The 16367-nt window shown below is 39.7% G+C and carries 15 protein-coding genes; 13 read left to right on the forward strand and 2 right to left on the reverse strand.

Translation table 11 applies throughout. The features are described from left to right. Position 1 precedes the first annotated feature (1 nt). Together L0M85_RS01420 and L0M85_RS01425 are read left to right on the forward strand one after the other, a co-directional pair. Positions 2–838, forward strand: a complete 837-nt coding sequence (locus L0M85_RS01420) for an alpha/beta hydrolase (RefSeq protein ID WP_238656252.1) — start codon at positions 2–4, stop codon at positions 836–838. 1 nt (position 839) lies between these two features. Beyond that, positions 840–1712 (forward strand): SDR family NAD(P)-dependent oxidoreductase, encoded by an 873-nt coding sequence (locus tag L0M85_RS01425; protein WP_238656254.1) that lies wholly within the window; start codon positions 840–842, stop codon positions 1710–1712. A 63-nt stretch (positions 1713–1775) separates the two neighbouring features. Here L0M85_RS01425 and L0M85_RS01430 read toward each other — a convergent pair whose 3' ends face one another. Next, positions 1776–2108, reverse strand: coding sequence for a glucuronide permease (locus L0M85_RS01430; protein ID WP_238656257.1), 333 nt, complete (start codon positions 2106–2108; stop codon positions 1776–1778). Positions 2109–2146: 38 nt separating this feature from the next. After that, a complete protein-coding gene (locus L0M85_RS01435; protein WP_221761781.1) occupies positions 2147–2686 on the reverse strand; it encodes a TetR/AcrR family transcriptional regulator in 540 nt (179 codons plus the stop codon). Positions 2687–2818: 132 nt separating this feature from the next. Between L0M85_RS01435 and L0M85_RS01440 the strand changes: the two genes are divergently transcribed. From L0M85_RS01440 to L0M85_RS01490, 11 genes are all read left to right on the forward strand, one after another. Continuing rightward, on the forward strand, positions 2819–3733 hold the full coding sequence (locus L0M85_RS01440) for a cation diffusion facilitator family transporter (protein WP_125335468.1): 915 nt from the start codon (positions 2819–2821) through the stop codon (positions 3731–3733). Between the two features lie 111 nt (positions 3734–3844). Further along, positions 3845–6370 (forward strand): ATP-binding cassette domain-containing protein, encoded by a 2526-nt coding sequence (locus L0M85_RS01445; RefSeq protein WP_238656259.1) that lies wholly within the window; start codon positions 3845–3847, stop codon positions 6368–6370. A gap of 320 nt (positions 6371–6690) precedes the next feature. After that, the gene (gene hemH / locus L0M85_RS01450; protein WP_125335472.1) at positions 6691–7785 is read left to right on the forward strand and encodes a ferrochelatase; all 1095 of its coding nucleotides are present in this window, start codon (positions 6691–6693) and stop codon (positions 7783–7785) included. A gap of 89 nt (positions 7786–7874) precedes the next feature. After that, complete coding sequence (locus tag L0M85_RS01455) at positions 7875–8912, forward strand: alcohol dehydrogenase catalytic domain-containing protein (protein ID WP_125335474.1); 1038 nt, start codon at positions 7875–7877, stop codon at positions 8910–8912. Positions 8913–9156: 244 nt separating this feature from the next. Continuing rightward, entirely contained in the window at positions 9157–9921 is a 765-nt protein-coding gene (locus L0M85_RS01460) for a nucleoside phosphorylase (RefSeq protein ID WP_125335476.1), read from the forward strand. Positions 9922–9952: 31 nt separating this feature from the next. Next, the gene (locus L0M85_RS01465) at positions 9953–11335 is read left to right on the forward strand and encodes a potassium transporter TrkG (protein WP_125335478.1); all 1383 of its coding nucleotides are present in this window, start codon (positions 9953–9955) and stop codon (positions 11333–11335) included. A 9-nt stretch (positions 11336–11344) separates the two neighbouring features. Beyond that, on the forward strand, positions 11345–12019 hold the full coding sequence (locus tag L0M85_RS01470) for a TrkA family potassium uptake protein (RefSeq protein ID WP_125329521.1): 675 nt from the start codon (positions 11345–11347) through the stop codon (positions 12017–12019). A gap of 135 nt (positions 12020–12154) precedes the next feature. Continuing rightward, positions 12155–12790 (forward strand): TetR/AcrR family transcriptional regulator, encoded by a 636-nt coding sequence (locus L0M85_RS01475; RefSeq protein ID WP_125335480.1) that lies wholly within the window; start codon positions 12155–12157, stop codon positions 12788–12790. Between the two features lie 171 nt (positions 12791–12961). Further along, positions 12962–13702: a hypothetical protein gene (locus L0M85_RS01480; RefSeq protein WP_238656262.1), complete on the forward strand. Its 741-nt coding sequence runs from the start codon at positions 12962–12964 to the stop codon at positions 13700–13702. Between the two features lie 134 nt (positions 13703–13836). After that, positions 13837–14574 carry an ATP-binding cassette domain-containing protein gene (locus L0M85_RS01485; RefSeq protein ID WP_238656265.1) on the forward strand — a complete coding sequence of 246 codons (738 nt, stop codon included), beginning with the start codon at positions 13837–13839 and terminating at the stop codon, positions 14572–14574. A gap of 2 nt (positions 14575–14576) precedes the next feature. Continuing rightward, positions 14577–16259: an ABC transporter ATP-binding protein gene (locus tag L0M85_RS01490; protein WP_238656267.1), complete on the forward strand. Its 1683-nt coding sequence runs from the start codon at positions 14577–14579 to the stop codon at positions 16257–16259. The last annotated feature ends 108 nt before the right edge of the window (positions 16260–16367 follow it).

A 16367-nucleotide genomic window follows, 5' to 3' on the forward strand; every position in this document is an offset into this window, starting at 1 on the left:
AATGTCATATCTTACAACTAAAAATCAATACATCACTGTCGACGGGAACAAAATCGCCTATCGCGAACTCAGCAAAGGCAAATCAAAATTACCTCTTCTGATGCTGGTCCATTTGACAGCAACCCTCGACAACTGGGATCCAAAACTCTTGGACTTGATTGCTGAAAAGCACCATGTGATTGTGGTCGACCTTCCTGGTGTCGGAACCAGTCAAGGAAAAGTGGCCCCAACCATTCCTGGAATGGCTGATCAGACAATTGCCTTTATAGAAGCTCTTGGTTACGATAAAATCAATCTCCTAGGTCTTTCTATGGGAGGTATGATTGCCCAAGAAATGGGCCGAATCAAGCCTAATTTGGTCAACCGTCTCATCTTGGCAGGAACAGGACCTCGAGGAGGAAAAGAGGTCGATAAGGTCACAGGGAAAACATTTAACTATATGTTTAAAGCTGGACTCGAGCGCATCGATCCTAAACGCTATATCTTCTATAACCATGATGAACAAGGAAAAAACGAAGCCTTGAAAGTTCTCGGACGAATGGGAATCCGAACCAAGGAATTTGCGGACAAAGACATGAGTGTGCCTGGTTTCTTGACTCAACTCAAAGCCATTAAACGTTGGGGGAAAGATTCTCAAGACGACCTAGGATTTATCACCCAACCAACCTTAATCGTCAACGGGGACAAGGATATGCAAGTTCCAACGGAAAATTCTTATGACATGCATGAGAAAATAAAAGATAGTAAGCTTATCATCTATCCAAATGCTGGTCACGGTTCGATCTTCCAATATGCAGAGGAGTTTTCAAAAGAACTCATTGCTTTCTTGGAGGACTAATATGGTCAAAACCATTCTAATAACAGGTGCTACTGACGGTATTGGTAAACATTTGGCAAAGAAACTGGCCAGTGAAGGTCATCAGGTCATCCTCCATGGTCGAAATCCTCAAAAACTGGAATTGGCGCTTCAAGAGGTTCGAGCTGTTTCCTTGAGAGGCAAAGTTTCGAGCTACCTGGCAGATTTTTCAAAATTAGAGGATGTTTATCGATTTGTGGAGGAAATCAAGCGTGACTTTCAAAGGATCGATGTCTTGTTTAACAACGCAGGACTGTATGCAGGAAAAGAACGAAAAGCGAGTGCTGAAAATGTCGAGATGACTTTTATGTTATCCGTTCTCGTTCCCTATCTGTTAACAACTGAGCTAAGTCCCTTGTTAGAAAAATCGGCTGACGGCCGTGTCATTAATACCTCTTCCTATATGCATCATTTTGCCAAGGTCAAGGATTTGGACTTTGGATTTGAGAAAGAATACAATCCAGGATTAGCCTATAATAATTCGAAGCTCTATATCATTTGGATGACACGTTATCTGGCAAGAGATTTCTTTTTAAGAGGTTCAAATATCACTATTAATGCCTATCATCCTGGTCTTATCTCGACTAACTTAGGGAATAATTCTAGTGATGAAAAGACGAAAAAGTCTCTCTTCGGGCGCTTGATGAAGTCTCTTTCAAAAGATCTAGATCAGGGAATCGAAACAGGTTATTATCTCACCTTATCAGAGGAAGTCAGGGGCTTGACAGGCTACTATTTTGAGGAAAAGAAAGTGAAGTCGGTATCTGAAAAAGGCTACACATTTGAAAAAACACAGAAATTAATGGATTACTGCCAAGAAAAGATTAAACTGTTTAAAGAAAAGCAGGATTTTTAATTCCTTACTGATTTCGTAACTACAAAAAAACACAAGTTTTCATTGATAAAACTTGTGTTTTTCTTAGATAAGGGCTAATAAAATGGTAAGAATCAGAGCAATTCCGATCCGAATGACATGGTGGGCTAGATGGAAGTTTTCTTTGTGCTTGCCATTCCAATAGGCTCCGTAGCAAATCAAGCTAACTCCGATCAGCCAAATGAATAAAGCAACAATTGGCAAAAGGAAGTAGAGGATGAGAGAGAAGGTCGCAAGGTTACTTCCTAGAAAAAGTAGGTAAATTCCAAGGGTCTTTTTGCCCTTTTTAAATTCGGAAAGGCTGACCAATAAATGAATAAGAGCAAAAGCAAGGGCAAATAAGGCTGTAAAAAAGCCGAGAAGAATGGGGAGGAGCATAGTTTTCCTTTCTATGATATATGATGTAAAGTCGCACCTTAGTTAGAAGCGACGTTTAAAATCTCCAAATAAATCTGGATGACTTCTTGTTCGGTGTAAGTCTTGCCTTTTTTCAACCACCAGCTGAGGGTTTCAATGAAGTTGGTTACGACCAGGTGTTTGAGATAGGAGTGGGGGATGTTGGGGTGAGATTGAATAAGTTTCTCAGCTACCATGGGGTAGACGTCATGTTCCAGTTCTTTTCGCAGCTGCCGGATAAAATAATCGTTTTTTGAAAGCAAGAGACTGGTTACATGGTCTTGATTTTTCTTAAAATGCTGAAAGATATGGGCTAGGTAGTCTTGTGGAGAGAGGTGTTGAGCACGCTCAAACAAATGGTGAAAGAGCTTTTGGCAGAGCTCATCCAGTAGTAACTCTTTGCTCTCATAATGGCTGTAAAAGGTTGATCGCCCCACATCGGCTAAGTCAATGATTTCTTGAACAGTGATGGCCTCGTAGTCTTTTTGGTTGAGTAAGTGTAAAAAAGCCTGATAGATAGCTTTTCTAGTTTTGGTAATACGACGATCCTGTGTTGTCATATGGACACTTTGAACAAATTGTTCAGTAACGTACATCCTAAACAGTTTGCCCCTATCCTTTCTTTTTAGAGTTAGAGATAATACTAGTGAGAAGATAATACTATTACTATTATACCAAAGGAAGGTAAAAAAATGAGTTCAAAACGTGCTGTTTGGCTGGCTTTTTTCTTGAATCTAAGTTTTGCCATTGTTGAGTTTATTGCAGGGGGAATCTTTGGTTCCAGTGCTGTTCTCGCTGATTCTGTCCATGACTTGGGGGATGCTCTAGCCATTGGCCTCTCGGCCTTTCTAGAAACGATCTCCAATCGTCAAGAAGATAGCCGCTATACCCTAGGCTACAAGCGTTTTAGCTTATTAGGGGCTTTAGTAACGGCAGTCATTCTGATGACCGGGTCTGGTATGGTGATTTTAGAAAATGTAAGCAAGCTTTTCCACCCTCAGCCCGTCAATGACGAAGGGCTTCTTTGGTTGGGAATGATTGCTATCAGTGTCAATGTTCTGGCGAGTCTGGTTATTCGCAAGGGGCAAACTAAGAATGAATCCATTCTCAGCCTGCATTTTTTGGAAGATACCTTAGGTTGGTTGGCTGTCATCTTGATGGCCATTGTCCTCCGATTTACTGACTGGTATATCCTAGATCCCCTCTTGTCTCTTGCTATTTCCTTCTTTATTCTGTCCAAAGCCATTCCACGTTTTTGGAGCACGCTCAAGATTTTCCTGGATGCTGTGCCAGAAGGGGTAGATATCAATCAAGTTAAGGGTGATTTAGAGCAGTTGGACCATGTCGCAAGTATCAATCAGCTTAATCTTTGGACCATGGATGGACTAGAGAAAAATGCTATTGTTCATGTTTGTCTCAATCAGATGGAGCAGATGGAAGTCTGTAAAGAGTCTATCCGAGACTTGCTCAAAGAGAGGGGGTTTCAAAATGTCACCATCGAAGTGGATGAAGATCTGGCAACCCACCGCTCCCACAAGCGAAATATCGAAGAGCTGGAAGCCAGTCAAAGTCATGGACATGATCACCACCACCATCACCATCATTAATGGACATCGATCATTCCTTTGTTGAGGATATTTTAGAAATCATCGATTTAATATATTGACTCCCAATTCAAATTGTGATAGACTACTCATATTTATGAAAGGATCGAGTATATGTTACAACTACAACGTATTTCAAAAGTTTATTATACGGGGAATCAAGAGTTTCACGCTTTAAAGGATATCTCGATTCGTTTCCGTGAAAATGAGTTCGTCTCGATTCTCGGACAATCGGGTTCAGGGAAAACCACCCTCTTAAATATCATCGGTGGACTCGACCAATACACATCGGGTGATTTACTCATCCAAGGAAAATCAACCAAGCAATTTAAAGACCGCGATTGGGATAGCTACAGAAACCACACTATCGGATTCGTCTTCCAATCCTATAATCTGATTGGTCACCAAACGGCACTCTCAAACGTCGAAATTGCGATGACGCTCTCTGGCGTTTCTAAATCGGAACGCAAGAGGCGTGCCATCGAAGCACTTGAACGCGTTGGCCTAAAAGATCATTTATATAAGAAACCAAGCCAAATGTCTGGCGGACAAATGCAGCGAATCGCGATTGCGCGTGCTCTTGTCAATAATCCTAAAGTCGTTTTAGCCGATGAGCCAACAGGAGCGCTCGATTCTGAGACTTCTGTTCAAATCATGGAGTTATTAAAAGACATCGCCAAGGAACGTCTAGTGATCATGGTGACGCATAACCCAGAACTGGCGAAAACCTACTCTACACGTATCGTACAAGTATTAGATGGAAATATCTTAAGCGACTCGAATCCATACGAACCAACCGAAGAACCCAAACAAGGGGACATTCATTTCACAAAGACAAAGATGAGCTTTCTGACGGCTTTGGCCCTTTCGTTTAATAACCTATTGACGAAGAAAGGTCGGACATTTCTGACTGCCTTTGCTGGTTCCATTGGGATTATCGGGATTGCCTTGATTTTGGCCCTCTCAAATGGTGTGAGCGACTATGTGAAAAAGGTGCAAGAAGACACTCTCGTCTCTTTGCCTTTGACGATTAGCGAGCAGAACCAGAGTAATCTGATGGCAACCTCTCCAGATTTGAGTGAAAAGCCTTATAGGGATAAAAACGAACTCGGTGTCAATACGCTTTTAACGAATCTATTGAAAAAACAAATCGGGAAAAATGACCTCGCGTCCTTCAAAACCTACTTGGATAAACACGCTTCAGAAGTCGCACAACTTACAAAAGATATTCGTTACCAGTACAATTTACAACCCTATATTTACGCCAGTGACACCTCCAACGGTCCAAAGAGTATTCTTCCGTCTAACCTCGCGGACGAAGTCGATACGGCCAACCAAACAATTAAAGGCTATTTGCAAAACATCGACTACTGGAGCCAACTGTCAAGCGACCAGGAGATGCTTAAGGCGCAATATGATGTGCTAGAAGGTCGCCTTCCGAAGGATAAATCTGAAATCGTCCTGATCGTGGATGAAGAGAACCAAATCAGTGACCTCCTCCTTTATAGCTTACGCATCAAAGACCCTAGCGAATTAAACGATGCGAAGAAACTGGATGAACTCAAATCCCAAACCTATCAGTATAGGGATTTCATTGGAAAAACTTTCAAAGCTGTTGTCAACACGAACCGCTTCGTCAAAGAAAACAACCAATGGATAAATAAAATTAACGACGAAGCCTATATGAAGACGCAAATCGAGAATGGCATCGAGCTTAAAATCGTCGGCGTTCTTCGTCAAAAAGAAGGCACAAGTTCTGGTGTGAACTCTCCTTCTGGCGGTGTGGCTTATACAAGCGCCCTGATCGATTACACTTCTGAACAAATTCAAAACAGTGACATCGTGAAGGAGCAAGAAGCTAACCCAACTATCAATGTATTTACTGGAAAAGAATTTGCTAAAGATCCAAAACCATTCAATTCGGCTGATTTAACCGAAGAAGAAAAAATACAGTTGGTCAAATTGACGCCTGAACAACAAGCACAATATATCCAACAATACAACGAAAACTCGGCTGCCACTTATGAGGAAAATCTCGCGAAATTGGGTGTCATCGACAAATCCAAACCGGCTGCCATCGAGTTCTACACCTCTTCCTTCCAACAAAAACAAGAGTTGAAGGACTTCATCAACGCTTACAACACGGCGAAAAAAGACGCTGGCGAAGACGACAAAGTGCTCGCCTACTCCGACGATATTCAAACCATCATGTCTTCGATTACGACAATGGTGGGCGTGATTACAACCGTACTTGTCGGTTTCGTAGCCATCTCGCTCATCGTATCATCGATTATGATTGCGATTATCACCTACATCTCGGTTCTCGAACGTACAAAAGAAATCGGAATCTTACGTGCAATGGGGGCATCGAAGAAAGACATCCGTCGCATCTTCACCGCCGAAACAGCCATCGAAGGATTTATTTCCGGAGTGCTCGGTATCGCCATTACACTACTTGCAACACTTCCAATCAATGCCGTCGTTGCGAAAATGACCAACGTGGAAAACGTGGCGCAGTTACCATGGGAAGCAGCGCTCATCCTGATCGGTATCTCCATTGTCCTTACCATGTTAGCTGGTCTCATCCCTTCACGCATCGCCGCAAAGAAAGACCCTGTGGAATCTTTACGTAGCGAATAAAAGCTGTAAACAATAAAGTGGATAGAAGAATGTTTCTTTATCCACTTTTTCTATTGTGTAGAAATTCTTAGAAAGGGATTCAAACCTTCTCTTCTTACATGAAAGATGGTCATTTCAAATAGATGTTGTTTTCAAAGAATAATACAGTATCGGATTGGACATAAAAAGATATTTGTTCCACTTTCTTTGAATGATTTCTTTTAATAGCTTGTGTATTTACCTAGAAAATTAGTTTCTTCTTCCAAATGATTTATAAAAGAGTTTCCTAAAGAAATCCTTTTCATGGTAAAATAGTGGAAAGCATATAGTAAGGAGTAGTAATGAGTAAAAGAGCTGTGTTGATGATGACTTTTGGGTCACCAGAAGAGATTACCTATGAAGGAGTAGCGGAATTTTTCACAAATATACGCCGTGGGGTTCGTCCTGAACCACATGAAATTCAGACTTTATATGACAATTACGTCCGAATCGGTGGAACCCCACTCCAAAGGATAACTAGAGAAGAAGTGGACATGGTTGCTACTACTCTTGGAAATCAAGCGTCGGTTTACTTTGCTAATAAATTTTCCCGCCCTTTTATCACTGATGTAATCAAAGAGATGGAGAATGACGGAATTGAAGAATGTTTGTGCTTGATTTTAGAGCCTCATTATTCTTACTATTCTGTCATGGGGTATGAGAAATTTTTAGAAAGTGAGCAGATAAAGTTCCAAATTATCAAGGACTGGTACCGCGAACCTGACCTACTCCACTATTGGGCTGATGAAATCCAAAAGATTTTAGATCAGATTGGAGACGACAGTTATAAGGTGATTTTTTCAGCCCACAGTGTTCCAGTTTTGGCAATAGATTTCGGTGACCCCTATATCGACCAGATTTATGACAATAGTCGCATGATTGTAGAGATTTTAGGGCTTGAAGAGGATCAGTACACCAATACTTGGCAGAGTGAGAGTGATATAGGTATTCCTTGGATTAAACCAGATGTCTTAGAATATCTGCGAGATGAGAGTGAACACCCGAACCACTATATTTTTGTTCCGATTGCCTTTATTAGTGAGCATATTGAAGTTCTTTTTGATAATGATGTGGAGTGTAAGGAGCTATGTCAGGAGCTCGGAGTGGTTTATCACCGACCTCCTATGCCAAATAGCGATTCACGACTGATTAAAGCCCTTCTGTCAACTATTCAGTCTCATATAGATGGTGACTATAGTGACTATCAACCTCAGCTAGAGACTTTTGATGAGTTGGAAGCTCCTTCAAGTATAGGTCAGATTTTGGAAGCAGAAAAAGATATTCAGATGCCTGATTTCGTCAAAAAATTGATTGCTAAAAAAGGTCGAGAGAATGTCAAGATGCCCTATCTAGTTAAGAAAATGCTTGAAAAGAAGTATGGAAAAAAATATGATTAAATGATGGAGTTTGAAAGCAGGAAGTGGGCTAGTGCTCGACAAAAAGTGTATACTATAGGTAAGTAAGCAATAGAAAGTAGGTTGTTCCTATGAAGAAAACAGTCTATACAAAAGCTGGGCAAGTGGGCCTTGTAGAAGTGGAGCGTCCACACATAGAAGCACCGGATGATGTCATTCTCCGCATCGTTCGTACCTGTGTCTGTGGATCTGATCTCTGGCGCTACCGCAATCCAGATATTGAAGCGGGTCATCAAAATAGTGGCCACGAAGCTATTGGGATCGTTGAAGAAATCGGAGAAGCTATTACAACGGTGAAACCGGGAGACTTTGTCATCGCCCCTTTCACTCATGGTTGTGGGGAGTGTGATGCATGTCGTGCTGGCTATGATGGGACCTGTGACCACCATATCGGCACCAACTGGTCTGATGGGGTTCAAGCGGAGTACATGCGCTTCGAATACGCCAACTGGGCCCTTGTCAAAATCCCTGGGCAACCATCAGATTATACCGAAGCTATGCTCAAATCCTTCTTGACGCTAGCAGATGTCATGCCGACAGGCTACCATGCAGCGCGTGTGGCTCATGTAAAACGAGGCGATAAAGTGGTTGTCATCGGGGACGGAGCCGTGGGGCAATGCGCTGTGATTGCTGCCAAGATGCGAGGAGCATCGCAAATTGTCCTCATGAGTCGGCATGAAGACCGTCAGCAAATGGCTTTGGAATTTGGTGCAACAGCTGTTGTAGCAGAGCGTGGGGAAGAAGGCATTGCCAAGGTTCGTGAAATCCTTGGTGGAGGAGCGGATGTTGCCCTTGAATGTGTCGGTACTGCAGCAGCCGTCGATCAAGCCCTTGGGGTTCTTCACAATGGAGGGCGCTTAGGATTTGTCGGTGTCCCTCACTACAATAACCGTGCTCTTGGTTCGACCTTTGCGCAAAACATTTCTGTTGCAGGAGGGGCAGCTTCCGTAACAACTTATGACAAACAGTTCTTGCTCAAGGCTGTTCTTGATGGCGACATCAATCCAGGACGCGTCTTCACCCATAGCTATAGCTTGGACGAGATTGATCAAGCCTATAAAGACATGGATGAACGCAAGACTATTAAGGCCATGATTGTGATTAACTAACGAAAAAATCTAGTAGAAATTATCTACTAGATTTTTTTTGTAGTGAAATCAATTCTTATTTCAAATTCGACATCACTTGTTTCTTGGTGAAGGTGCGCTCTTGTTTGTTGGATAGTGCCTTGAAGTGAATATCACCTTTTTCATTTTGAACTGACTCATAAGCGAAATCGCCATTCTTGCAATCTCTTCTTGACACCGGCTAGATGGACTTATATAATGTTACAAACAAGTTTGGAGGTAGCTGATGATCCATAAACATGAAATACCTATTTTAGAGTTTGATGACAACCCACAGGCAGTCATTATGCCGACTCATGAGGGGTTAGATCTGCATTTGCCTGATAAATGCGTTTATGCTTTCTTAGAGGATGAGATTGACCGCTTTGCCAAAGCTGCTGGAGCCAAACAAGTAGCTAGTTTTGTCTCAGCTACCAAGACCTATCCGGTTTATGTCATGGAGCACCAAGGAGAGGAAATCTGCTTGGCGCAAGCGCCAGTTGGATCTGCAGCAGCTGCCCAATTCATGGATTGGTTGATTGGCTATGGGGTGAAGAAAATCATTTCTTCAGGAAGCTGTGGCGTCTTGGTGGATATAGAAGAAAATGCCTTTTTAATCCCTACAAAAGCCTTGCGAGATGAGGGAGCTAGTTACCATTATGTGGCGCCTTCTCGCTATATAGAAGTGGATCGTCGCGCACTGAATGCTATTGAAAGGGTCCTAAAACAAGAGTCCATTCCCTATCAAGAGGTCATGACTTGGACGACGGACGGCTTTTATAGAGAAACGCCCGACAAGGTAGCCTATCGCATTGAAGAAGGGTGTAGTGTTGTGGAGATGGAGTGCGCCTCATTGGCAGCAGTAGCCCAGCTTCGTGATGCGGTTTGGGGCTTGCTCCTATTTACCGCAGATTCTCTTGCAGACCGGGAAAATTATGACCAGCGTGACTGGGGATCTGAAGCATTCGATAAAGCCTTAGAATTGTGCCTAGAAATGGTTCATCACTTGTAGGTCTATTCACTTTTTATGGTACAATGAAGCTATGTTAGTCAAATTATTTTTAAAACAATGGCAGTCCAAGATGAAAAGCCTGTCTCCAGCAAGGAGGATCTTTTTCAGCTTTGTCTTGGTTATCTTAATTGGCTCCCTCTTATTGAGTCTGCCTTTTGTCCAGCAAGCAAACTCAAAAGCAGGTTATGTCGACCACCTTTTTACAGCAGTCTCCATGGTCTGTGTGACAGGGCTCTTTACCCAATCAGTAGCCTCGACCTACAATGCCTGGGGGCAGTTGATCTGTATGCTCTTGATTCAGATCGGTGGCCTGGGGATCCTGACCTTTATCGGTCTCTTCTTTATGGAAAGTCGTCAAAAGCTCAGCTACAAGGACCGACAGACCATTCGGGACAGCTTTAGCTTTAGCAATAACCAGAGCTTGGCCCGTTTTGTCCGTTCTATTTTCATAACCACCTTTACCATCGAAGGACTGGGGGCCTTGCTCCTCATGATTCGCTTCATTCCTCGCTTCGGCTGGGGGCATGGAATCTTTAACTCCATCTTTGTCGCGATTTCAGCTTTTTGTAATGCGGGCTTCGATAATTTTGGGGGCGATAGTATGATGAGTTTTCAGACCGATTGGCTGGTGAACCTGACCTTGTCTGCCCTTATTATTACTGGGGGCTTGGGCTTTATGGTTTGGTTTGACCTCGCTACCAAGGCCCGTAACCAATCAGGACGGCGGACTCTTCGCTTCCATACTAAGGTGGTTCTCTGGTTAACAGCTGCGATCCTTCTCTTTGGGACAGTAACCAGTCTCTTGACCGAGTTTGATAATCCGGCAACCATTGGGGCCCTCCCCTTGGGAGAGAAAATTTTAGTCAGCTTTTTCCAAACCGTCAGCATGCGGACAGCTGGTTTTGCTTCCTTAGATTATACAGCAGTCCGGCCAGTGACGCTCTTCGTCTATCTCTTGCAGATGTTTTTAGGTGGAGCACCAGGAGGGACAGCAGGGGGCATGAAGATCACCACCTTCCTGGTCCTCTTGCTCCTGGCTCGGAAGGAACTATTGGGGCTACCACATACCAATTTAGGAAAACGTACGATTTCACCAGACATTGTTCAACGTTCCTTTGGGACGGCGGTGATTTTCCAGTTGACCTTCTTAGTGGGGCTATTAGGAATCTGTTTGGTGACGCCGGATGGCCAACGCTTTATTTATTTGGTCTTTGAGGTGGTATCCGCTCTAGCGACAGTGGGAGTGACCGCCAATGTAACCTCAACCTTAAATGGAGCGGGACTAGGCATTATCATGGTCCTCATGTTTATCGGACGGATTGGTCCTTTGACCCTCATGGTTAGCTTGAACAATTACCAAGCCAAGAAAGCAGATACCTTGCAGTATGCCAAGGCAGACATCATTATTGGATAGGAGAAACTTATGGAGAATCGAACCATTGGAATTTTAGGATTAGGAATTTTTGGACAGAGTATCCTGAAAACTCTGCAGGATCAGGATGTGGATATTATTGCAATTGACGATCACGCAGATGTGATCAACCAATATGAATCCATGATTTCGACTGGAATTGTTGGAGACATTACAGAAATGGACCTCTTGGATGCGGCTGATATCGGTACCTGTGACACAGTCGTGATCGCGACGGGAGAAAACTTGGAGTCCAGTGTGCTGGCGGTCATGCATTGTAAGGCCCTTGGTGTTGAGCGAGTCATTGTCAAGGTCAAGAATGAAGTGACCAAGGAAGTCCTTGAGAAGATTGGGGCTGATTTGGTCATCCTACCAGAGGTAGAAGCGGGGATGTCTCTGGCCAAGATGATCCTTTTCCAACACGGGATTGAAGTCTTCCAGTTGGATGAAGCAGTGGTGGTGGTCGAGTTTACAGTTCCAGCTAGCTGGGTAGGAAAAAGCATTCGAGACTTGGAAATCAGAGACCAATATCAACTCAATATTATTGGCTATCGAGATGCGGAAGATCAGCCTTTGCGAAGTCAGATTGGTCCCGACTTTATCTGGCCAGAAGGGGTGCGCGTGATGGCGGTGACAGACAACCAGTATCTGGATAGAATCCAAGACCTCTTAGAGGAAACAAACTAGGAAAACGACCGAAAGGTCGTTTTTAGGTTTTATAAAATTTCCAAAGTATTATTGGAAACAACAAAAAATTGACAACATTAATTTGTTAGATTATAATAAAAAAACATACCATTAGTATGATAAGGAAGAGTTATAATGGCAAGGAATAGAAACTCACATGAAACTAGAAAAAAAATCCTAGAGGTCTCTAAAAATCTATTTTTAGAAAAAGGATTTGATAATACGTCAATACAAGATATCATAGATGGCTTAGGTGGATTAACAAAAGGTGTTATCTATCATCATTTTGAGTCTAAATATGATATACTGCAAACAATCATTAGCGAAAATAATCAAGAAATTTTAAATTATAATTGGAGAGGAAATACTGGATTAGAAAAGATACAAAATTCTTTGATGGACTCTTTCTCTAATTTTGAGCACCAAAGGCTCGTTTACTCTGCCTCAATCATGCTAAGAAGTCCACGTTTGTTAGGAGAGCAGTATCTAGGTCTATTTTCTGATTTTTTACTCGAAATTAGAGAAAAAGTTCACGAAGGTGTTAAAGATGAATCAATAAAAACCGAATACCCAGAAGAACTAGCAGATTTAATCATTTTAACTCTAGATGTTTGGATTGGATTCCAAATTTCTGTTTTTTCAGTAGAAGAATTAAAGCGGAAAATGAATTTCATTAAACTTACTTTTGAAGGGTTAGGAGTGCAGTTGATTACTGATGAAATGATGGAAGTAATTTTCAAATTATTTGATCACTTAAAAAGTAGTAAATAAGTTTTACGTATAGAATTTTAAAATAATACCATACTCTAGATATGGTATTAAAAATTTTATTATACATACCTTTAGTATGTATAATTTTTAAGTTTAAACATACCAGAAGTATGTAAAGTGTTTTTTGAATAGTGTAATTAATATTAACAAAATTTTTTGGAGGAAAAATCTATGTTGTCGCTTATTAAAATAGAATTAAATAAGGTTTCAAAATCTAAATTATTTTTTGCTTGGTTGTGTACTATATTTATAGTATTAGGTATTTCAGGAATCATAATCATGGGGTTAGCTACATATAATAAACTGGGTGAATTTGTAGGGCAGAGTTCTAAGAATTTTAGAATTGCTGATAAATGGGAAGGTTGGGCAATTGCAGCTTCATTGTTTTCATCTTTATTTACAAAAGCAGCATTTTTGATTTTCGAATCTTATTTATTATCTAGGATTATTATTGATGAATTTAAACGAAGAATAATTTTTCAGTTGTTTTCTTACCCTATTCCTAAAAGAAAGTTACTATGGGGAAAAATTATTTCAGTCATTCTAATAGCATGTATTGCCCAATTTTCTGCATATTTAGTTATTCAATTATTAATTAAATTAGTAGCAATTTTAACTGAATCAAATTATATTTCAGTAGCTAATCAATTGATTAACTTAGCTGGAATAACGTTTGGAACAGTACTAATAGGCTTACTACCATTTGTTTTAGGTATGATTAAGCATTCGACAGCTATAACAATATTTACTGGACTTGGTTTAGCAGCATTACTTTCGAATGCCAGTCCAGGAAGTTTATCTAATAATATTGCTGATAACCTATTCTTTTTGATATTTGCAAGTTTCATAAGTTTAATGATTACTTCTTTTTTAATCTCTAGTATTTCAAGACAAGATCTTAGTATCAAGTAGCATACCTGAGTTTAATTGAAGAAAAGTGATAATTCCTTGATGATTTCTATAAAAAAGAGACTGTATAAGTTGGTATTTATGCACCGGAAGAAAAATCCTGGCATTTAAAGCTAGATATAGAAAGAGAGATAGAAATGAGAAATATTGTTGAAATAAAAGAAGTTTTTAAAACAATTGATAAAGAAGAAATTTTAAGTGGTATCAACCTTCAAATTGCTGAAGGAGAAATCTATGGTTTTTTAGGACCGAATGGTGCTGGAAAAACAACGTTAATGAAATGTATGTTATCCTTATCAACAATTACATCAGGTAGTATTGAAATTTTTGGGAAAAATCTACAAGAACACAGAGAAGAAATCCTAAGTCAGATTGGAAGTATTATTGAATCACCAATTTTTTATGATAATTGCACTGCAAAAGAAATCTTGGAAATTCACGCTCAGTATATGGGAAAAAATATTATTGAATCAGATATAATAAGAGCCTTAAGAATGGTCGGATTAAAAAATACGACTAAAAAAGTAAAAGATTTTTCGTTAGGAATGAGGCAAAGGCTTGGTTTAGCTCGTGCCTTTCTAACAAAACCTAAATTGTTAATTTTAGATGAACCAATCAATGGTTTAGATCCAATAGGGATTCAAGAAATTCGAAATCTTTTGTTGTCGCTTTCTAAGGAGCATGGAATTACTATTCTAATATCTAGTCATATATTATCGGAAATTTCACAGATAGCAGATAAAATTGGTTTTATCAAAAATGGAGAAATTGTAGAACAGGTTTCTATGAAAGAGATTAGGAGAGAGAATATTGACTTAGAAGAATATTTTATGTCACATTTTCTAAATGAAATTAAGAATTATGAGGTAGATTAAGGATGAAACAATTGATAAAGAACCATCAGAAGGCTTTTTATGCTTTCATGATATTTAATATACTGGTCCCTTTAACTAACGTTGCTTTTGCTTATTCTATTAAAGGTATTATTGATAGTGGCATGTCCCAAAATAAAGAAGCCTTAACTCAACCAGTACTAGTAGGAGCTACTGTTATTTTCGTCTATGCAGCACTCAACTTTATATCTCTTCGATTGAGAAATAAACTTGTTAGGCAAATCATGTCAAGATACAAAAACAAGGTGTTCCAATCTATTTTAGATAGCGATTATAGAGACTTTTCTAAAGAAAAATCAGGGAAATTTATTTCTGTATTAACCGAAAATATGAAGAAAATTGAGCAAGATTATCTACACCAGTATTTTAATATTTCAAAAAATTTTTCCTTAATGATTTTTTCACTCCTAGCTATGTTTATAGGTAATTGGTTTTTGACATTATTGGTTATCATTGCTAGCATCATTCCAATGATGATTTCTGGATTCATTGGACAAAAATCAGCGTATATTCAAAAGAGAACTATGCTTACCGATCAGAAGTATTTAGCGAAGGTTAAAGATATTTTAGCAGGGTTTCTAGTTATAAAAAGTTTTAATGTGAAAGAGGCTATCCGTCAAGATTACAGAAATGAAAGCGAAAAATTGGATGAGATATATTTTATGAAAGGAAAATTTGATGTCTTAGCTAATGTTATTTCGCAGCTTTCAGGGATGATTGTTTTTTTGGTAGCCTTTGGTGGAGGAATGTATCTTGTTTTTAATGGCTATACCACAATTGGAAGTGTGACAGCTATTGTTCAACTGGTCAATTTTGTAGTAATGCCACTAAATGAAGTTGGTATGGGAATGAGTAAATTCCGTGAAGGTCAGGCAACACTAGATGCATTTGAGGTAAAAGATGTAATCGAACTTCAAACTGGTAAAACGAAAGAATATTTCGATGATGTTATTTCTTTTTCAAATATAGATTTTTCTTATCCTAATACTGAAGAAAAGATTTTTAATCATTTATCTTTGAAGATTCAAAAAGGGGAAAAAATTGCAATTGTAGGAATGTCAGGGAGTGGAAAATCAACTTTGCTCAATCTATTGCTGCGTTTTTATGATGTAACAAGTGGACATATTTCAATTGATAATCAAGATATACAAGCTATTTCAGCAGAGAGTCTTTATAACTTGATGACGATTGTTCAGCAAGATGTTTATATCTTTGATGATACTTTAAGAGCAAATATTACTCTTAATCAATCCTTCACTGATGAGGAAATAAAGAAAGCTGTACAGCAGTCAGGTTTAGAAAGTTATGTTTTAGAAAATGAATTAGGTCTACAAGCTTTATGTGGAGAGAATGGATCGAATTTATCTGGCGGACAAAAACAAAGAGTTAGTATTGCGCGTGCCTTGATTCGAAAAACACCAATCTTATTATTGGATGAGGCTACTTCATCTTTGGATAATCAAGTAACTACTGAAATTGAAAGTTCAATCTTGGATATTCAAAATTTGACTGCACTTGTAGTAACCCACAAGTTGAATGAGAACATTTTGAAAAAATACGATAGAATTCTCTTTATGAAAGATGGCGTTATTGTTGAAGATGGTTCTTTCAGTGATTTGATGGATAGGAGAGGTGAGTTTTATAGGTTGTTTGAGTTGAGTGTGTAATGATAATATATATTTCAAATACCAATATTACTAAATCGGATGAGCTCTACATAGAAAATCGTATCCCACTTAATTTTTTGAAAGAAGTGAGAAAATATAAATAGGTTC

This window comes from Streptococcus sp. DFI.7.26, assembly GCF_022240605.1.
GTDB lineage: Bacteria > Bacillota > Bacilli > Lactobacillales > Streptococcaceae > Streptococcus > Streptococcus xiaochunlingii.